Origin of the sequence: Streptomyces sp. NPDC002809, from assembly GCF_040295435.1 — a bacterium.
Taxonomy (GTDB): Bacteria; Actinomycetota; Actinomycetes; order Streptomycetales; family Streptomycetaceae; genus Streptomyces.
This window is the reverse complement of sequence record NZ_JBEOVJ010000026.1, coordinates 28,172-46,427: the sequence shown is the minus strand read 5'-3', so window position 1 is coordinate 46,427 and position 18,256 is coordinate 28,172. Positions and strand designations below refer to the sequence as shown.

At 72.5% G+C, this 18,256-nt stretch carries 18 protein-coding genes and 2 pseudogenes; 10 read left to right on the top strand and 10 right to left on the bottom strand.

The genetic code is table 11. From position 1 onward, the window contains the following. Positions 1–33: 33 nt before the first annotated feature. Positions 34–855 (bottom strand): 3-hydroxybutyrate dehydrogenase, encoded by an 822-nt coding sequence (locus tag ABT025_RS17735; protein WP_350994937.1) that lies wholly within the window; start codon positions 853–855, stop codon positions 34–36. 258 nt (positions 856–1,113) lie between these two features. On the opposite strand from ABT025_RS17735, the gene ABT025_RS17730 reads away from it, so the two are divergent. Next, positions 1,114–2,595: an extracellular catalytic domain type 1 short-chain-length polyhydroxyalkanoate depolymerase gene (locus tag ABT025_RS17730; RefSeq protein WP_350994935.1), complete on the top strand. Its 1,482-nt coding sequence runs from the start codon at positions 1,114–1,116 to the stop codon at positions 2,593–2,595. A gap of 79 nt (positions 2,596–2,674) precedes the next feature. Here ABT025_RS17730 and ABT025_RS17725 read toward each other — a convergent pair whose 3' ends face one another. The 7 genes from ABT025_RS17725 to ABT025_RS17695 form a co-directional block, all read right to left on the bottom strand. Next, on the bottom strand, positions 2,675–3,568 hold the full coding sequence (locus ABT025_RS17725; protein ID WP_350994933.1) for an alpha/beta fold hydrolase: 894 nt from the start codon (positions 3,566–3,568) through the stop codon (positions 2,675–2,677). Between the two features lie 2 nt (positions 3,569–3,570). Next, positions 3,571–4,698, bottom strand: a complete 1,128-nt coding sequence (locus ABT025_RS17720) for a branched-chain amino acid ABC transporter permease (RefSeq protein WP_350994931.1) — start codon at positions 4,696–4,698, stop codon at positions 3,571–3,573. Further along, positions 4,695–5,582 (bottom strand): branched-chain amino acid ABC transporter permease, encoded by an 888-nt coding sequence (locus ABT025_RS17715; RefSeq protein WP_350994929.1) that lies wholly within the window; start codon positions 5,580–5,582, stop codon positions 4,695–4,697. Before ABT025_RS17715 ends, ABT025_RS17720 begins: the two co-directional genes overlap by 4 nt. After that, positions 5,582–6,325 carry an ABC transporter ATP-binding protein gene (locus ABT025_RS17710; RefSeq protein WP_350994927.1) on the bottom strand — a complete coding sequence of 248 codons (744 nt, stop codon included), beginning with the start codon at positions 6,323–6,325 and terminating at the stop codon, positions 5,582–5,584. Before ABT025_RS17710 ends, ABT025_RS17715 begins: the two co-directional genes overlap by 1 nt. Then, positions 6,322–7,116 carry an ABC transporter ATP-binding protein gene (locus ABT025_RS17705; RefSeq protein ID WP_350994925.1) on the bottom strand — a complete coding sequence of 265 codons (795 nt, stop codon included), beginning with the start codon at positions 7,114–7,116 and terminating at the stop codon, positions 6,322–6,324. The genes ABT025_RS17710 and ABT025_RS17705 overlap by 4 nt, the downstream gene beginning before the upstream one ends. Before the next feature lie 3 nt (positions 7,117–7,119). Further along, positions 7,120–8,406, bottom strand: a complete 1,287-nt coding sequence (locus ABT025_RS17700; RefSeq protein ID WP_350994923.1) for a substrate-binding domain-containing protein — start codon at positions 8,404–8,406, stop codon at positions 7,120–7,122. A gap of 138 nt (positions 8,407–8,544) precedes the next feature. Beyond that, positions 8,545–9,156, bottom strand: a complete 612-nt coding sequence (locus ABT025_RS17695) for a TetR family transcriptional regulator (RefSeq protein ID WP_350994921.1) — start codon at positions 9,154–9,156, stop codon at positions 8,545–8,547. Positions 9,157–9,385: 229 nt separating this feature from the next. Between ABT025_RS17695 and ABT025_RS17690 the strand changes: the two genes are divergently transcribed. The 3 genes from ABT025_RS17690 to ABT025_RS17680 all read left to right on the top strand — a co-directional run bounded on the left by ABT025_RS17690 (position 9,386) and on the right by ABT025_RS17680 (position 12,657). Further along, positions 9,386–10,726 carry a glycosyltransferase family 4 protein gene (locus ABT025_RS17690; RefSeq protein WP_350994919.1) on the top strand — a complete coding sequence of 447 codons (1,341 nt, stop codon included), beginning with the start codon at positions 9,386–9,388 and terminating at the stop codon, positions 10,724–10,726. 84 nt (positions 10,727–10,810) lie between these two features. Beyond that, a complete protein-coding gene (locus tag ABT025_RS17685) occupies positions 10,811–11,587 on the top strand; it encodes a class I SAM-dependent methyltransferase (RefSeq protein ID WP_350994917.1) in 777 nt (258 codons plus the stop codon). Next, the gene (locus ABT025_RS17680; RefSeq protein WP_350994915.1) at positions 11,584–12,657 is read left to right on the top strand and encodes a prenyltransferase/squalene oxidase repeat-containing protein; all 1,074 of its coding nucleotides are present in this window, start codon (positions 11,584–11,586) and stop codon (positions 12,655–12,657) included. Before ABT025_RS17685 ends, ABT025_RS17680 begins: the two co-directional genes overlap by 4 nt. Before the next feature lie 24 nt (positions 12,658–12,681). Here ABT025_RS17680 and ABT025_RS17675 read toward each other — a convergent pair whose 3' ends face one another. Continuing rightward, a complete protein-coding gene (locus ABT025_RS17675) occupies positions 12,682–12,972 on the bottom strand; it encodes a hypothetical protein (protein WP_350994913.1) in 291 nt (96 codons plus the stop codon). 141 nt (positions 12,973–13,113) lie between these two features. On the opposite strand from ABT025_RS17675, the gene ABT025_RS17670 reads away from it, so the two are divergent. The 6 genes and pseudogenes from ABT025_RS17670 (at position 13,114) to ABT025_RS17645 (ending at position 17,181) form a co-directional block, all read left to right on the top strand. Then, positions 13,114–13,671 (top strand): hypothetical protein, encoded by a 558-nt coding sequence (locus ABT025_RS17670; RefSeq protein ID WP_350994911.1) that lies wholly within the window; start codon positions 13,114–13,116, stop codon positions 13,669–13,671. Positions 13,672–13,711: 40 nt separating this feature from the next. Further along, positions 13,712–14,491: a maleylpyruvate isomerase family mycothiol-dependent enzyme gene (locus ABT025_RS17665; protein WP_350994909.1), complete on the top strand. Its 780-nt coding sequence runs from the start codon at positions 13,712–13,714 to the stop codon at positions 14,489–14,491. A 100-nt stretch (positions 14,492–14,591) separates the two neighbouring features. After that, positions 14,592–15,638 carry a PHP domain-containing protein gene (locus tag ABT025_RS17660; protein ID WP_350994907.1) on the top strand — a complete coding sequence of 349 codons (1,047 nt, stop codon included), beginning with the start codon at positions 14,592–14,594 and terminating at the stop codon, positions 15,636–15,638. Then, positions 15,619–15,840, top strand: a pseudogene (locus ABT025_RS39515) (DUF6879 family protein); the annotation flags it as partial. The gene ABT025_RS17660 and the pseudogene ABT025_RS39515, both read left to right, overlap by 20 nt. Before the next feature lie 96 nt (positions 15,841–15,936). Then, positions 15,937–16,108, top strand: a pseudogene (locus tag ABT025_RS17650) (glycosyltransferase family 2 protein); the annotation flags it as partial. A gap of 272 nt (positions 16,109–16,380) precedes the next feature. Then, entirely contained in the window at positions 16,381–17,181 is an 801-nt protein-coding gene (locus tag ABT025_RS17645) for an SAM-dependent methyltransferase (RefSeq protein ID WP_350994905.1), read from the top strand. An 18-nt stretch (positions 17,182–17,199) separates the two neighbouring features. Here ABT025_RS17645 and ABT025_RS17640 read toward each other — a convergent pair whose 3' ends face one another. Beyond that, on the bottom strand, positions 17,200–18,210 hold the full coding sequence (locus tag ABT025_RS17640; protein WP_350994903.1) for an LLM class F420-dependent oxidoreductase: 1,011 nt from the start codon (positions 18,208–18,210) through the stop codon (positions 17,200–17,202). Positions 18,211–18,256: the final 46 nt, after the last annotated feature.

Here is an 18,256-nt window from a genome sequence, read left to right as displayed (position 1 = left end):
TTCGTAGACAGGGGGAATCCGGGAGCGGTTCGGTCAGTTCGCGGTCCAGCCGCCGTCCATGGAGAGCGAGGTGCCCGTGATGTGCCCGGTGCGCGGCCCGCACAGCCACAGGACCGCCTCGGCGACGTCCGCCGGTTCGATCAGCCGCTTGATCGCGCTGCGCTCCAGCATGACCCGCCCCACCACGTCCTCCTCCGAGATGCCGTGCGCCCGCGCCTGGTCGGCGATCTGGTTCTCGACCAGGGGCGTGCGTACGTAACCGGGGCTGACGCAGTTGCTCGTCACCCCGTGCTCCGCCGCTTCGAGCGCCACCACCTTGCTCAGCCCCTCCAGTGCGTGCTTGGCCGTCACATAGGCCGACTTGTAGGGACTCGCGCGCAGCCCGTGCACCGACGAGATGTTGACGACGCGCCCCCAGCCGCGTTCGTACATGCCCGGCAGGGTCCGGCGCAAGATGCGGAACGGCGTCTCCACCATGACGCGCTGGATCAGGGCGAAGCGCTCCGGCGGGAACTCGTGGACGGGAGCGACGTGCTGGAGCCCCGCGTTGTTGACCACGACGTCCACATCGGCCGGCAGTGTGTCGACGACCGAGGGGTCGGACAGGTCCACCACCCAAGGCGTGCCGCCGATCTCCTCCGCCAGGCTCCTCGCGGCCTCGCCGGACCTGTCCACGACGTGCACATGGGCGCCCGCCGCGGCCAGCGCCTGCGCGCAGGCCCGGCCGATGCCGCTCGCCGCACCGGTCACCAGCGCGGTGCGCCCGGCCTGCAGCGGTTCAACGGGTACCTGCGGTGATCCGCCGCCGGGGAAGGGGGCGGCGGGATCGCGATCCGGTCTGCGGGAAGTCTCCATGGCCGTCACCGTAGGTACGCGGCGGCCCGTGTCACACGGCGCCGGTGCACACACCCTCCTGCCCCGGCATGGCGGCGGCGCACATGGTGCCGCCCGGCGCGGGGCCGCCCCGCCGAAGGGGCCCCCGGCCGCACAAGGGACCGGCCGCACACACCTCGCACTCGCCGGTGTCCGCCTGCCACATGGGCGTGCGGAGGCGCTGCTCGTAGGTTCCGGCAGCAACCCGAACCCCCGCACTTACCGACCAGGGAGGCACCCGTGCGCCCATCGATCCTGCGACGCCTGATCCGCCGCGTCGCGTCCACGGCCGTCCTCGGCCTGCTCGCGGCGACGCTGAGCACGACCGCCGCCGCACAGCCGGCCGCCGCTGCCGCCGGGGGCCTCCAGCAGGTCACCGGCTTCGGCTCCAACCCGGGCAGTCTTCAGATGTACGCCTACACGCCCGCCGGCCTTCCCGCGAACGCGCCCCTGGTCGTCGCCCTGCACGGCTGCACCCAGACGGCCTCCGCCTACTACACCAACTCCGGCTGGCCGGAGTTCGCCGACAAGTGGGGCTTCGCCGTCGTGTTCCCGCAGACCACGTCCGCGAACAACTCGCTGTCCTGCTTCGGCTGGTTCGACCCGGCCGAGGACACCCGGGGCAAGGGCGAGGCCGCCTCCGTCGTGCAGATGGTCGAGTACGCGAAGCAGCAGTACGGCTCGGACGGCCGCCGGGTGTACGTCACCGGTCTCTCGGCGGGCGGCGGCATGACCGCGGACCTGCTGGCCGCCTACCCGGACGTGTTCGCGGGCGGCTCGGTGGCCTCGGGGCTGCCGGCGCAGTGCGCGACGAGCCAGGCGGCCGCGTCGGGCTGCCAGACGGGCCCGCAGAAGCTGACCCCCGCGCAGTGGGGCGACAAGGTCCGCGCCGCCTATCCGGGGTACACCGGCCCCTGGCCGCGGGTGGCGATCTGGCAGGGCACCTCGGACTACACGGTCTACCCGGCGAACGCGACGGCGCTGCGCGACCAGTGGACGGACGTCTGGGGCATCGGCCAGACCCCGTCGTCCACCGACACCCTTCCCGGGAACACCACCCGCAGCGTCTACAACGACGCCTCGGGCAACCCGGCCGTGGAGACGTACTCCGTCTCCGGCATGGGCCACGGCCTTCCCGTGAGCCCGGGGACCGGTGACCAGCAGTGCGGGACGACCGCCGCGTACTTCCTGAACGCGATCTGCTCGACGTACTACACGGGCGTCTTCTGGGGCCTGGACGGCTCCAATCCGGGCGGGGGCGGCGACCGGCTCCCGGCCCCCACGGGCGTGACCGTCACCGGCACCACCGCCACCACCGCCGCCCTGTCCTGGAACGCGGTCGAGGGCGCCGCCTCGTACGCGGTCCACCGCAACGGCACGAAGATCGCCTCGCCCACCGCCACCACGTACACGGACACCGGCCTCACCGCCGGGACCGCCTACCGCTACACCGTGACGGCGGTCGACGGATCGGGTGCGTCCGGCGCCGCCTCGGCCCAGGTGACGGCGACCACCACCGGCGGCAGCACCCCGGCGAAGTGCTTCACCGCCACCAACTACGCCCAGGTCACGGCGGGCAGGGCCCACACCACCGGCGGGTACGTCTACGCCAACGGCTCCGAACAGAACATGGGCCTCTACAACGTCTTCGTCACCCACACCCTGAAGGAGTCACCCACCGGGTACTTCGTGATCGCGGACAGCGGCTGCACCACCGGCTGACGCGCGCGGTGGGCCGGGCCAGGCAGACAACCGCCGGTCCCGGCCCACCGTCAGACGCTCCGGCGGGCTCGGCCCGCCGTCAGGCGCCCTGCCGCGCGTACGCCACCATCCGGTCGGCGACCTCCCGGGCACCCCGGTCGCCCGTGAGCACCGTGTAGTGGTTCACGTCCTTCACCGCCAGCGGCTCCACCCGGGTCCCGCCCAGATCCGCCGCCGCCAGCCGGCTCTCGTCGTACAGCCCCTGCTCCTCGTCCATCAGGCCGCGCGCCGCCCACAGCAGTGTCGCCTCGGCGGGCAGCTTCCGTACCGCCGAGAGCACCTCCTCGTCGAACAGGCCGACGCCGTCCGTGCGGATCGCCTCGATCCGGCACGTCGAGCGCAGGGCCGGCTCCTCGCCCGTCAGATCGCGCTGGATGTACGCGTCCACCTCGTCCGACCAGGCATCACCGGCGAACGCCGGGTGCGCCTGCCAGAAGGAGCGGTAGGCGGCCCGGTCCGTGAAGGTCATCGACAGCCGGTCCATCGCCGGGCCGATCACCGCCGTCAGCAGCTCGTCGGGCGTCAGATGCGTGGGCGCGGGGAAGCCGACGCCGCCGTCGACGAGCAGCAGCGGGCCGAAGCGGTCCGGGTGCCGCACCGCGGCCAGCGCGGCCACGAACGCACCCATCGAATGGCCCGCCAGTACCACCCGGTCCAGGCCCAGGGCCTCGGTCAGAGCGGCCGCGTCGTCCGTGTGCGTGGCGATGCCGTACGGGCCCGGGAGACGCGAACTCCCCGCTCTGCCCCGCAGATCCGGGGCGATCAGCGTGACGCGGCCGGCCAGCAGCCGGGCCACCGGGCCCCAGGAGAGCGCGTTGGCCGTGATGCCGTGCAGCGCCACCACCGTCGGCGCGTCCGGACTGCTCGCCGGCCAGCGCACGGCAGCCAACGTGCCTCCGCGCACCGGGACTTCGATCTCTTCGTACGGAATCACGGCTATCCGTTCTCCTTCCGGGACGGGAGCCCCTCCACCGGGCCGCGGCGCAGTGCCGCCAGCCTGGACGGCAGCCGGGCCAGGCCGCCCGGCAGCAGATGTACCACGGCCACGAACAGCACGCCCAGCAGGAACAGCGGCTGGGAGAGCGGGACACGGAGCACCGCGGGCAGGCCGGCGACAGCGCCCGAACCGGCCAGGTCGCCGAGCCGGTGGTCCGCCCAGGTGTAGAGGATGCCGCCGACCATGGGACCCCAGCGGGTCCCCGAGCCGCCCAGCACCACCATCACCAGGAGGGACAGCGTGAAGTCGGAGGTGGTGGTCTGGGGCGTGGAGCCACCGGTCAGGAGCAGGTGCACGATGCCGCCGAGCGCGGCGAGCGCGCCCGCGACGACGAAGGCCGTCAGCTTGAATCCGTACGGTTTCAGGCCCAGCACCTCCACCCGGCGCTCGTTCTCCTTGATGCCCTCCCAGACACGCCCGGTGGGGGAGCGGACCGCCCAGGCGACGACGGACAGGGTCAGGACGAGGTAGGCGAGCGCGATCCAGTAGAGGTTCGCCGTGTTGTCGATGCCGACGAGCCAGGAGGGGAGCAGATCGGCCGGGGCCGCCCGGCCCTCCTCACCGCCGGTGACCCCACCGGGGTTGCGGGACACCAGGATCGAGCCCGCCTGGGCGAAGGCGAGCGTCACCATGGAGAACCCGATGCCGGTGACGCGCAGGCTCACCGAACCCAGGACCACGGCCAGCGCGATCCCGAAGAGGAGGCCGAGTACCGCGGCGAGGCCGAAGGGCAGTCCCGCCTCCAGCAGAAACGTGTTCGTGGCGTAGCTCCCGGCCGCGAAGTACAGGGCGTGGCCGAACGAGAGCAGTCCGGTGCGCCCGAGCAGCAGGTCGTAGCCCGTGGCCAGGGCGCCGAACAGCAGGCAGGTGGCGAGAAGCTGGAGGCTGCCGGCGCTGCCGAGCGGGCCGTCCAGCAGGCCCGGCACGGGGACGGCGCTGAACGGTGCCACGGCCAGGACCAGCAGCACGGCGGCGGGCCACCAGCGCAGCAGCCGGGGACGGCCGGACGTCAGGGGCGCGGCCGCGGGGCCGCCGGTGCGCTCGTGTGTCTCGGTGGCGGTGCTCACGCGAGCCTCCCCGTCAGTCCGCGCGGGCGGATCAGCAGCAGCGCGGCGAGCAGGACGACGACCGCCAGATCGCCGAGGCCCGCCGCGGTGTAGTAGTTGGCGAACTGCTGGACCAGGCCGATGACGACGGACGCCACGGCGGCGCCGGTCACCGAACCCATGCCGCCGGTGACCACGACGACGAACGCGAAGATGAGCAGCGAGGTGCCCTGGCGGGGGTCGACCGAGCCGAAGTACAGCCCGCCGAGCGCCCCGCCGAGCGCGGCGGCGCAGCCGCCGATCGCGAAGACGAGCGTGAACGCCCTGCGGACGTCGACACCGAGCGCGGTGACCATCGCCCGGTCCTCGACCCCCGCCCGTACGACGAGACCGTGCCGGGTCCGGCCCAGGAACAGCCGCAGCGCCACCAGGACCACGACCGCCGCCGCGACCAGGACGAGGCGGTTGACGGGGACCTGCGCGCCCAGCAGCCCGAAGGTGCCGGACAGGGCCTCGGGCCCCGGGAAGGTCCGGGCGTCCGGGCCCCAGATGCCCGACAGCAGCGCCGGGACGGCGAGCCCCACCCCGACCGTCGCGAGCACCTGCTCGCGCGGCCGGGTGTAGAGCGGGCGGACGACGGCGAGTTCCAGGAGCACGGCTGCCGCGGCGCCCACCGCCGTACCGAAGAGGACCGCGAGGACGAAGCCGGCACCGCCGGGCCCCGCGCCGGGCAGGTTCCCGGACGCCGCCCACCAGGTGCCGTACGCGCCGATGGAGAGCAGCGCCCCGTGCGCGAAGTTGAGGACGTCCATCAGGCCGAAGATCAGCGAGAGTCCGGACGCGATGAGGAAGTAGAGGGCTCCCAGACCGAGTCCGGTCATGGTGAGCAGGACGAGGGTGGACATCAGGAATCCGCCTCCGCGGTGTGTGGGGTCAGCGGGCCGTGGCCCACGCCGAGCAGCCTGCGGGCCGCCTCCGCGTCGCCGAGCAGCCCGGCCGCCGGCCCCCGGTGGGCGGTCCGGCCGTCGGCCAGCACCACACAGTGCGCGGCGAGGCGCCGTACGACGGCGAGGTTCTGCTCCACGAGCAGCACCGGCACGGCCTCGGCGGCCCGCTCCAGCACCTGCGCGACCTCGGTGACCACCTTCGGCGCCAGGCCCTTGGTGGGTTCGTCCGCGATGATCAGCCGGTTGGCGTTGAGCAGGGTGCGGCCGATGGCGACCATCTGCTGCTGCCCGCCGGACAGTGTCCCGGCCAACTGCCGGGCACGTTGCTTGAGTTCGGGAAAGAGTTCATGGACCAGCGCGTATGCGGGTTCGCCCGCGCCGCGCCGCTCCGCCAGCCGCAGGTTCTCCGCGACCGTCAGCCCGGCGAAGACGCCGCGGTCCTCGGGGGCGTAGCCGATCCCGCGCCGGACCAGCGCGTGCGTGGGCAGGGTCACGGTCTCCTCACCGTCGAGGCGGACGCTGCCGCTGCGCGGGACGAGGCCGAGAACGCCGCGTACGGTCGTGGTCTTGCCGGCCCCGTTGCGGCCGAGCAGCGCGGTCACGCCGTGGCCGGCGACCTCCAGGTCCACGCCGTGCAGGATGTGGCGGCCGCCGATCAGGACCCGCAAGTCCCTTACCGCGAGCAGGGGTTGCTCAGTCACAGCCCCTCCCCGAGGTAGGCCTGCTGCACGGTCGGATCGGCCGTCACGGCCTCGGGCGTGTCCAGGGCGAGCAGCCGGCCGTGGTGCATCACGGCGAGCCGGTCCGCGAGGCCCAGCAGGACGTCCATGTGGTGCTCGACCATGAGGACGGTGCGCCCCTCCTCCCGGTGCAGGGTGCGGATCAGTTCGGTCAGCGCCGGGACCTCCTCGGCGCTCACCCCGGCCATCGGCTCGTCGAGCAGCATCAGCCGGGGCTCGCCCACCAGCAGCACGGCGAGCTCCAGCTTCCGCTTCTCGCCGTGCGACAGCTCGGCGGCCGTCGCCCCGGCCCGGTGTCCGAGACCGGTGCGTTCCAGGACGCCGGTCACCTCGGCGGTGTACGGGTCGGCGCGCCGCCAGAGGCGGTACGAGCCGCCCCGGGCGGCCTGCGCGGCCAGCCGGACGTGGTCGGCGACAGTCATCGCGGGCCACAGGCTCGACGTCTGGAACGTCCGGCCGATGCCGCGCCGGGCCCGGACGTGTGCGGGCCGGTCCGTCACGTCCGCGCCGTCCAGCTCGATCGTGCCCGCGGTGGGCAGCGTCAGCCCGCTGATCAGGTTGAACAGGGACGTCTTGCCTGCCCCGTTGGGGCCGATGAAGGCGAGGAACTCGCCCTCGCGGACGCTCAGGGTGATGTCCTGGACGATGGTCGCGCCGCCGACGCTCCAGCCGAGCCCGTCCAGCCGGAGCACGGAGTCCGACGGGCCCGCCGGGCCGCCGTCCCGGTGCCCGATGGTGTGGGGTGCGGTCACGGTTCAGCCCGCCGAGGGCTTCGCGGGCGGTGCCACGGTGTTCATCGCCTCGGTGTCCAGGAGCTCCGGCTTCGCGGCGGCGCCCTTGCCGGTCAGCCGGGCCACGAACATCGGCTGCAGCAGTGCGTGGTCCGCCGCCCGGACCTGCTGCTCGCCCTTGGCCCCGTCGAAGGTCCAGCCCTCCAGGGCCTTCACCATCGCGTCCGGGTCGGTGGCGCTGCCCTCGGCGACGGCGCGCACGACCATCTGGGCCGCGGTGAAGCCGTCCGGGGTGAACAGGTCGGGCGTGCCGCCCGCCTTCGCCACCGAGTCCAGCATCGCCTTCTCCACGGCGTTGCCGCCGCCCGCGCCCGGGAAGTAGTGCGCCAGGAACGACACCTTGGACCCGGCCGCCCCGAAGACCGGGTACGAGGCGGTCCCGGCGAGCCCGGTGACGACCTTGCCCGCGCCCAGCACGCCCTGCTGGTCCAGCGCGGTCCACAGTGCGGGGGCGGTGGAACCGGCCCAGGCGACGAAGACCAGATCCGGCCCGCCCGCCTTGACCTGGCGGGCGAACGGGGTCAGGTCCGTCGCGCTCGGCGGCGCCAGCACGGAGCCCACCTTCGCGCCCTTCGCGCCGAGCACCGCCTTCACGGCGGCGACGTTGGCCTGGCCGAAGGTGGAGTCCTGGGCGAGGACCGTGACCTTCTTGCCCTCGGCGTCGCCGAGCATCGTGCCCGCAGTCAGGATGTCCTGGTAGGACTGGCGGCCCGAGCGGAACGTGTAGTGGTTGATGCCGGTCACCGCGTCGGTGGCCGCGGGGCCGCTGACGTACAGCACCTTGTTCTGCGCGGCGAGCGGCGCCATCTGGAGCGCGACACCGGAGTCGGTGGTGCCGGCCAGCACCTTGTAGCCCTTGCCGATCAGGTTCTTCGCGGCGGAGACGGCCTTGCCCGGGTCGCCCGCGTCGTCCTGCTCGGTGACCTCTATGCGGTGGCCCGCGACCTTGCCGGTGCCCTTCGTCGCGTAGTCCAGGCCGGCCATGAAGCCGTCGCGGTACTGCTTGCCGTAGTCCGCGAGCAGTCCGGTGCGGGAGTAGACCAGGCCGACCTTCACGGGCGCGTCCGCGGCCGTCTTCCCGGACCCGTCGGAGCCGGAGTCGCCCGCCGTGCCGGCGGCGGTGCAGCCGGTCAGCAGGAGACCGGCGGCGGCCAGGACGGCGACGGTGGACAGGGACCTGTGCGGGGCGGGGCGGCTGCCGACCGTGCCGGCCCTGCTGACTGTGCTGGCTCTGCTGGCTCTGCGACGCATGGTGACCGGCTCCTCGGCGTGTTCCTGTGATGTCGCCGAACCGTATGAACACCGTGCCGTCGTCGATATGGTGCAGGGCGCCCCACCTGACCCCGGGGGCATGTGGGCGCGGTCCATAGGCAGGGCCGGCCCGGGCGCTCAGCCGGCCGGTTCCTCCGCGGTCAGGTCGATCAGCCGGCACACCGTCTCGATGTCTATCTTCACCTGGGCGATCGACGCCCGGCCCGACAGCCAGGTGATCAGTGCCGAGTGCCAGGTGTGCTCGATGACCCGGACGGCCGAGAGCTGCTCGGGCGTCGGGCGTTCGAGCCCCATCGCGTCCAGGATGATCGCCGTCGTGAGCCGCGAGACCGTGTCCACCTCGGGGCTCACGCTGCGGTCCGCGAAGGTCAGCGCACGTACCATCGCGTCCGCCAGATGCGGTTCGCGCTGCATCGCGCGGAACGCCCGCATCAGGGTGTCGGCGACCCGCTCTGCCGCGTCGTTCCCGGTCGGGGGCCGTTTGCGGAGCGTCCCGTGCATGTGCTGGAGCTGGTCCTGCATGGTGGCGACCAGCAGATGGACCTTGGAGGGGAAGTAGCGGTACAGGGTGCCCAGGGCCACCCCGGCGGCCTCTGCCACCTCGCGCATCTGGACGGCCTCGAAACCGCCCCTGCTGGCGAGCTGGGCGCTGGCGTGCAGGATGCGGCGGCGGCGGGCCTCCTGGCGTTCCGTCAGGGGCGGCGATGCCGGTCTGGCTTCCGCTGTCATGTGTCCCATCCCGAGGCTTCTGTCCGCGACCGCGAGGCTGCGGCGGCCGGTCCGGCGGCGCACAGCATGCCAGGGTGTGTGCCGTGGCGCGAATCACCTGATCCGGCCGTTGCACCGTTGCTACCTGCCGGTAGATTCGTAGCTCATTGAACGATCCAGTCTGAAACTTGTTCTAGATTAGCGTGAGCGGTTACGCTCCGGCGAACACGCAGTGAGAAGGGGGCCGAGTGTGACCGCTGAGGCCATAGAGTCGGGCCCCCGTGCGGGCGCCGCCACGTCGGACACGGACGCGGGCGCCGCCGGTGACAGGCCCCTGCGCATCGCGCTCCTCACCTACAAGGGCAACCCCTTCTGCGGCGGCCAGGGCGTCTACGTACGCCACCTCGCCCGGGAGCTCGCCCGCCTCGGCCACAGCGTCGAGGTGATCGGCGCCCAGCCCTACCCCGTACTCGACGAGGGCGTACCGCTCACCGAGCTGCCGAGCCTGGACCTCTACCGGCAGCCCGACCCGTTCCGCACCCCGAAGCGCGGCGAGTACCGGGACTGGATCGACGCCACCGAGGTCGCCACCATGTGGACCGGCGGCTTCCCCGAACCGCTCACCTTCAGCCTGCGCGCCCGGCGCCATCTCGTCGCCAGGCGCGGCGAGTTCGACGTCATCCACGACAACCAGACGCTCGGCTACGGGCTCCTCGCCGACCTCGGCGCCCCGCTCGTCACCACGATCCACCACCCCATCACCGTCGACCGTCAGCTCGACCTGGACGCAGCCCCGACCCGCCGCCGCCGCGCCTCCGTACGCCGCTGGTACGCCTTCACCCGCATGCAGAAGCGGGTCGCGCGGAAGCTGCCGTCGGTACTCACCGTCTCCGGCTCCTCCAAGCAGGAGATCGTCGACCACCTGGGCGTGCGCCCGAACCGCGTCCGCGTCGTGCACATCGGCGCCGACACCGACCTGTGGTCGCCCGATCCCGCCGTCGCCGAGGTGCCGGGCCGGATCGTCACCACCTCCAGCGCCGACGTCCCGCTCAAGGGCCTCGTCCACCTCGTCGAGGCGCTCGCCAAGCTCCGTACCGACAACCCCGCGGCACACCTCGTGGTCGTCGGCCGCCGTGCCGAGGACGGGCCGGTCGCCCAGGCCATCGAGCGGCACGGACTCGCGGACGCCGTCGAGTTCGTCAAGGGCATCAGCGACACCGAACTCGTCGACCTGGTGCGCAGCGCCCAGATCGCCTGCGTCCCCTCGCTGTACGAGGGCTTCTCGCTGCCCGCCGCCGAGGCCATGGCCACCGGGACCCCGCTCGTCGCGACCACCGGCGGTGCGATCCCCGAGGTCGCCGGAGCGGACGGCGAGACCTGTCTGGCGGTCCCGCCGGCCGACGCCGGGGCCCTGGCCGACGCGCTCGGCCGGCTGCTGGGCGACCCGGAGCTGCGCGCCCGGCTCGGGGCCGCGGGGCGCGCACGGGTCCTCGCCCGGTTCACCTGGAAACAGGCCGCGATCGGCACCGCCGCGCTGTACCGGGAGGCGATCGCGGCCCGCGCCGCCACCGGCCCCGGCGGCCGACGGTGACACCCCGCTTCCCGGCCCCCTGACCTCCCTCCTCCCTCTCCCGACTCCCTCTTCCGACCCCCTCGACCGCGAAAGCAGGCATTCGTGCTGACCGTGGACTTCACCCGCTTCCCGCTCGCCGCAGGCGACCGAGTGCTCGACCTGGGCTGCGGCGCCGGACGCCACGCCTTCGAGTGCTACCGGCGCGGCGCCCAGGTCGTGGCTCTCGACCAGAACGGCGAGGAGATCCGCGAGGTCGCGAAGTGGTTCGCCGCGATGAAGGAGGCCGGGGAGGCTCCTGAGGGAGCCACCGCCACCGCGATGGAGGGCGACGCGCTCAACCTGCCGTTCCCCGATGAGTCCTTCGACGTCGTGATCATCTCCGAGGTCATGGAGCACATCCCCGACGACAAGGGCGTGCTCGCCGAGATGGTCCGGGTCCTGAAACCCGGCGGCCGGATCGCGATCACCGTGCCGCGTTACGGCCCCGAGAAGGTCTGCTGGACGCTCTCCGACGCGTACCACGAGGTCGAGGGCGGTCACATCCGCATCTACAAGGCCGACGAGCTGCTGGGCAGGATCCGCGGCGCCGGCCTCAAGCCGTACGGCACCCACCACGCCCACGCCCTGCACTCGCCCTACTGGTGGCTCAAGTGCGCCTTCGGCGTCGACAACGACAAGGCGCTGCCGGTGCGGGCGTACCACAAGCTGCTCGTCTGGGACATCATGAAGAAGCCGATGGCCACCCGGGTCGCCGAGCAGCTGCTCAACCCGGTCGTCGGCAAGAGCTTCGTGGCCTACGCGACCAAGCCGCACCTGCCCGCCGCCGCGGCCGCCGAGGCTCCCGTGCGGACCGACGACTCCGCCAAGGCCGAGGCGTGAGTCTTCCCGAGCGGACCGAACACCTCGTCCTGCCCGGAGTGCTGACCGCCGAGGAGGCCGCAGAGACCGTCGCGGCCGTGCTCGCGGTGCAGTGCGACGACGGCGCGCTCCCGTGGTTCCGGGGCCACCACCTCGACCCGTGGGACCACACCGAGGCAGCCATGGCCCTGGACGCGGCCGGCGAACACGCCGCCGCGGAACGCGCGTACGAGTGGCTTGCCCGCAACCAGAACGAGGACGGCTCCTGGTACGCGGCCTACCACGACGGCGACCCGCAGCAGCCGACCGACCGCGGCCTGGAGACCAACTTCTGCGCCTACGTGGCAGTCGGCGTCTGGCACCACTACCTCGCCACCGGCGACGACGCGTTCGTCGACCGGATGTGGCCGACGGTCTTCGCCGCCGTCGAGTTCGTCCTGCGGCTCCAGCAGCCCGGCGGGCAGATCGGCTGGAAGACGGAGGCCGACGGCACCCCGGTGACGGACGCGCTGCTGACCGGTTCCTCCTCCATCCACCAGGCCCTGCGCTGCGCGCTCGCCCTCGCCGAGAGCCGCGAGGAGCCGCAGCCCGACTGGGAGCTGGCGACCGGGGCGCTGGCACACGCGATCCGCAGCCACCCGGAGCGCTTCCTCGACAAGAGCCACTACTCGATGGACTGGTACTACCCGGTCCTCGGCGGCGCGCTCGTCGGATCGGCCGCCAAGCAGCGGATCGAGGAGGGCTGGGACCGCTTCGTCGTCCCGGACCTCGGCGTGCGCTGTGTGCTGCCCAACCCGTGGGTGACCGGCGGCGAGAGCTGCGAACTCGCCCTGGCACTCTGGGTGATGGGGGAATCCGACCGGGCCCTGGAGATCCTCCAGTCGATCCAGCACCTGCGGGCCGAGGGCGGGATGTACTGGACGGGGTACGTCTTCGAGGGCAACCGGGCGTTCTGGCCAGAGGAGCACACCGCGTGGACCGCGGGATCACTCCTGCTGGCGGTGGCCGCGCTCGGTGGGGACGAGGCGACCACCGCGGTCTTCAGCGGGGAGAGGCTGCCGAAGGGGCTGGAGCCGGACTGCTGCGGCTGAGCACCCGCCGGGCTTCCGGCAGGCTCAGCGCCGGATACGGCCTGCCACGGCGTGACCGATGAAGAGGTACACGACGGCGGCCAGGCCGTATCCGCAGACGACCCGGGCCCATGCCGCGTCGAAGGTGAACAGGTCGTACGACCAGCCTGCGAGCCACCGGGCGGTGTGCCGCACGAAGTCGACCAGGTCGTTGCCCCGGTTGGCGTCGAGCAGGTACATCAGGATCCACAGGCCGATGATGAAAGCCATGATGTCGGCCACCACGGCTATGACACGTGCTGCGGTACTGCTTCCGTTGCCTCGTCTGTAAGACATGGACTCCGGGTTGCCGTTTTCGGACCGGTGAAACACGGACGGCGGTCCCGGGGTGGCGGGGCGGGGGCGCCGCAGCCAGCCTGACGGGGGAGTGCCGGGCCCCGGCACCTACCGTGATGTCCCCGGTCAGGGAGGCCCGCCGTGCCCCGTTCCGTACCGCTCCGCCGACTCCTCGTGGCGCTGCTGCTGTCCTGCACCGTGCTGGTGAGCACCACCGCGTGCGGGAGCGACGACGACAACGGCGGCAGCGCGAGCAGTTCGGCCTCGCCGTCCGGTACGTCGTCGGCCGAGGCGCAGAAGTTCGCCAAGACGCGGTTCGTCGCCAACGCGGGGCTCGCGGCGGGCGCGACGTACCAGTGGATCGTCAAGCCGTACCGCGCGGGGAAGTTCAAGAAGGGCGCCGACGGGCGGACGTTCGCACTCGTCAAGGCCGGGCTCGCGGGCGGATTCGCCTACAACCGGCTCAAGGCCGCCTCGGAGAACGCCAAGGGTGACCCGCTGCTCTCGAAGGCCGTCGCCCCGCTGACCGCGGGCATCGCGTCCCTCAAGGGCATGGCCACCAAGCTCCGCAACGGTGAGTTCGGCGACGGGGACGTCGGCGCGTTCGAGAGCGTCATCAACGACATCAAGGACGCCGGGAAGAGCGCGGGCGCCGAGGTCCAGGACAAGGTGCCGTCCACCTCGCAGCTCAGCGGATAACCGCATGTGAGGAGGGCCGTGCCCGCACTAGAGTGCGGGCATGACCACCCCCATCGCGCATGAGCGCTACTGCGACGAAATCGTGCGGCTGACCGACGTGTTGAGGGCGGCGATCAGCGGCGCGGACCTCGACGCGACCGTCCCGACCTGTCCGGAGTGGACGCTGCGCGACCTCGCCGTCCACATCGGAGGCGCCCACCGCTGGGCCGGTGAGATCGTCCGCCTCCGGGCGGCCGAGGAGCTCCCGGACGAGCAGGTGCCGGCGTTCACCCCCGACGGCGACGACCCCGCCGTGCTCGACGCCTGGCTGGCGGACGGGGCGGCCGGGACCGCCGGGGCGCTGCGGGAGGCGGGCCCGGATACGGAGGTCTGGTCCTGGTACCGGGACCGCGACGCGGGCTTCTGGGCGCGGCGCATGGCGATCGAGACCGTCGTCCACCTGGCGGACGCGGCCCTGGCCGCGAAGGTGCCGTACACGATGACGCCGGAGCTGGCCGCCGACACGATCGACGAGTGGCTGGAGATCGTCGCCTTCGCCCAGGCCGAGGGCGACCCGGAGGCCGCGGAGCTGCGCGGGGCGGGCCGCTCCATCCACCTGCACGCCACCGACGTACCGGACGCCGAGTGGCTCATCGAGTTCGGCGAGGACGGCTTCACCTGGCGCCGCGCGCACGGGAAGGCGACCGTGGCCCTGCGGGGGCCGCTCACCGACCTGATGCTGGTCTTCAACCGCCGTCTCGCCCCGGACAGCGACCGGGTCGAGGTGCTGGGCGACGCGGAGCTGCTGGACTTCTGGCTGGCCCGGTCCTCCTTCGGCTGAGTAGCACGGCGGGACGCGGCCGGTGTGCGGCCGGTGTGCGGGCCGGGCGGGGCTGGGCCAAGCTGGACGGGAAGCCCGCCCCTTTCCCCAGGAGGTGCCCATGGACCCGGTCCGGGCCCTGGAGCGGATCGCCTTCCTGCTGGAGCGCGGCAGGGCCGACACCTACCGCGTCCAGGCCTTCCGCGCAGCCGCCCGCACCGTTGCGGCGATGGACGACGGAGAGGCCGTGCAGCGGGTCACGAACGGCTCCCTGGAACGGGTCAAGGGCATCGGCCCCCGCACCGCCCAGGTGATCCGCGAGGCCGTCGCCGGGCAGACGCCGGCCTACCTTGAGCGGCTGGAGACCGAGACCGAGGAGAGCGGCCCGCTCGCGGAGGGCGGCGAACGCCTGCTCGCTCTGCTGCGCGGCGACTGCCATCTGCACTCCGACTGGTCGGACGGCGGCAGCACCATCGAGGAGATGGGCCGTACGGCGGCGGAGCTCGGCCACGACTGGGCGGTGCTCACCGACCACTCGCCCCGGCTGACGGTGGCGAACGGACTCTCGCCCGAACGGCTGCGGCAGCAGCTCGACGTGGTGGCCGAACTCAACGAGCGCTGGGCGCCGTTCCGGCTGCTGACCGGCATCGAGTGCGACATCCACCTCGACGGCTCCCTCGACCAGGAGGAGGAGCTGCTGGAACGGCTGGACGTCGTCGTCGTGTCCGTCCACTCCAAACTGCGGATGGACCCCGCCCCGATGACCCGTCGGCTCCTGGCCGCCGTCCGTCACCCGCAGGCGAACATCCTCGGCCACTGCACCGGCCGCCTGCTCACCGGCAGGGGCCGCCCCGAATCCCGCTTCGACGCGGCCGAGGTCTTCGCCGCCTGCGCCGAGGCGGGCACGGCGGTGGAGATCAACAGCAGACCCGAGCGCCTGGACCCGCCCCGCCGCCTGCTGCGTCAAGCCGTGGACGCGGGCACGCTGTTCGCCGTCGACACCGACGCGCACGCGCCCGGACAGCTCGACTGGCAGATCCACGGCTGCGCCCGCGCCGAGGAGTGCGGGGTCCCGGCGGAACGCGTGGTCACGACGTGGACGGCGGCCGAACTGCTGTGCTGGACCAGGGAGGGGCGGGTTCCCGCCGGTGCGCGGGCGGGGTCCTGAGCCGCCGTCAGCCGGGTCGGCCGTCGCGTCAGGGGCCCGGTTCGGCCGGCGGTTTTCCGCAGCGTTCGATGACCATGCTTCGAGCTTTCCGGGCGCTGGTCGTGGCGTCTCCGTCCAGCGGGCCCGTGTCATCTCAACGCCGGCGACGGAGTACATCCGGTTCGAGTACGCCTGCACGCCACGCAACCCTGCGGCAGGCGAAATCGTGCGGTGGCTGCCCCGGGACCAGGCGCTCGGCTTGGTGCTTCCCGCGCACGACTTCCGGCACGCGTTCCTTCTCCACACGAAGGCCTACCGACATCTGGGCGTCTGGACTGTGCTCACTGTGGTCCGCACGCGGTCGGCGGCGGGCCTTCGAGCTTGGGCCGGGGTTCGCCGAGGGGGTGTGTACCCCGTGTCCCCCTCGACGGCCCATGCGATGGGCCACGGTGTGGCGGATGACCAGGCTGGGCCGCCCGCCCGTCATCTGAGGGCCCAGCGGCCTACGGCTGCTCTCGGCCCGCAGCCGCGCGGGGGTGGCGTCGTGATGGCTGTCCAGCCGGTTGCCGCAATACGGCACCTGTGGACGTCCAACGCAAGGACCGCTGGTCTGCGCCCTGGGCTGCCGACTTCCGACGCCGCTGTCACGTAGGGCAGTTGCTTCCCCTGCCGGGCTGGTGCGGATGTTGCTGGTGAGTCAGCATGGGTATGCGCGGTACGGGGGGTCGTCCGCGCAACCCGATGTGCGAATTGAAGAGGGCCGATGACTGACGAGCAAGGCACCCCGACGCCGGTGGACGGAATCGACACGGGCACGCCGCATTCGGCGCGGGTGTGGAACTACTGGCTGGGCGGCAAGGACAACTACGAGGTGGACCGCCGGCTCGGGGCGACGATGGAGGAGCTGTACCCGCAGATCATCGACATAGCGCGCGCCTCCCGGGCGTTCCAGGCGCGGGCGGTGCGCTATCTGGCCGGTGAGGCCGGGGTACATCAGTTCCTGGATCTCGGCACCGGTCTGCCGACGGCGAACGCGACGCACGAGGTCGCCCAGGACGTCGAGCCGACGGCACGCATCGTGTACGTGGACCACGACCCGATCGTCCTGGCGCACGCGCGGGCCCTGCTGACCAGCCGGCCCGAAGGGAAGACGGACTATGTGCACGCGGACCTGAGGGACGCGAAGACGGTGCTGCGCGAGGCCGCCCGGACGCTGGACCTCGACAAGCCGGTGGCGGTGATGGTGCTCTCGACGCTGGGACACGTCGCGGACTCGGGCGAGGCCGCGGCGCTGCTCCGCAGCTACCTGGACGCGCTGCCCGCGGGCAGCTACCTGATGCAGTGCGACACCATCGGGACCCCGGAGACCGAGGCCGGGTCCGAGGAGTACGCGAGTGGCGGTGCCATGCCGTACATCTCGCGGCCCAAGGAGATCATGGCGACCTTCGCGGACGGACTCGACCTGGTGGAGCCGGGCTTCGGCTCGATCAGCCTGTGGCGCCCCGAGGAGCCCGTCGTCGGCGAGCCGGTCGACCAGTGGGGATTCGTGGCCGCCAAGCGGTAGGGGCGGCGGTGGCGGTGCTTACTGGTTGAGCTCCGCCAGCACCCGCAGGGTGTGCGGGTCCGGCGCCGTCACCAGGAGATCGGTGACCGGGCCCTTGCGCCACAACTCCAGCCGTTCCGCGATGCGTTCGCGGGGGCCGACCAGCGAGATCTCGTCGGCGAACGCATCCGGGACGGCCAGTACCGCCTCCTGCTTCCGCCCCTCCAGGAACAGTTGCTGGATCTGCCGCGCCTCTTCCTCGTACCCCATCCGCGCCATCAGGTCCGCATGGAAGTTGCGGGCCGCGGCTCCCATGCCGCCGATGTAGAAGCCGAGCATCGCCTTCACCGGCAGCAGCCCCTCCGCGACATCGTCACAGACGTGCGCCCGGGCCATCGGCGCGATCATGAACCCCTCGGGGAGGCCGCTCAGCGAGGCCTCGTACACATCGGTGCGCAGTGGCGACCAGTACAGCGGCAGCCAGCCGTCCGCGATCCGGGTGGTCTGCGCGATGTTCTTCGGCCCCTCCGCGCCCAGCAGCACCGGGAGGGCGGAGCGCAGCGGATGCGTGATCGGCTTCAGCGGCTTGCCGAGGCCGGTGGCGTCCGGGCCGTTGTACGGAAGCGTGTGGAACCGGCCGTCCAGGGCGACGGGCGCCTCGCGGCGCAGCACCTGGCGGACCACGTCGACGTACTCGCGGGTCGCGGTGAGCGGGCTGCTGGGGAACGGGCGTCCGTACCAGCCCTCCACGACCTGCGGACCGGAGAGCCCGAGGCCGAGCATCATCCGGCCGCCGGAGAGGTGGTCCAGGGTCAGGGCGTGCATGGCGGTGGCGGTCGGGGTGCGGGCCGCCATCTGCGCGATGGCGGTGCCCAGCCGGATGCGGGAGGTGTGGGCGGCGATCCAGGTCAGCGGGGTGAAGGCGTCCGAACCCCAGGCCTCCGCCGTCCACACCGACGCGTATCCCAGCTCCTCCGCCGCGCGAGCGAGGTCCAGATGGGCCGGGTTCGGGCCGCGGCCCCAGTACCCGAGAGCGAGTCCGAGCCGCATTCCGGTTCCTCCCAAGGTTTCTGACGGTGCATCAGAGGTAGTCGGA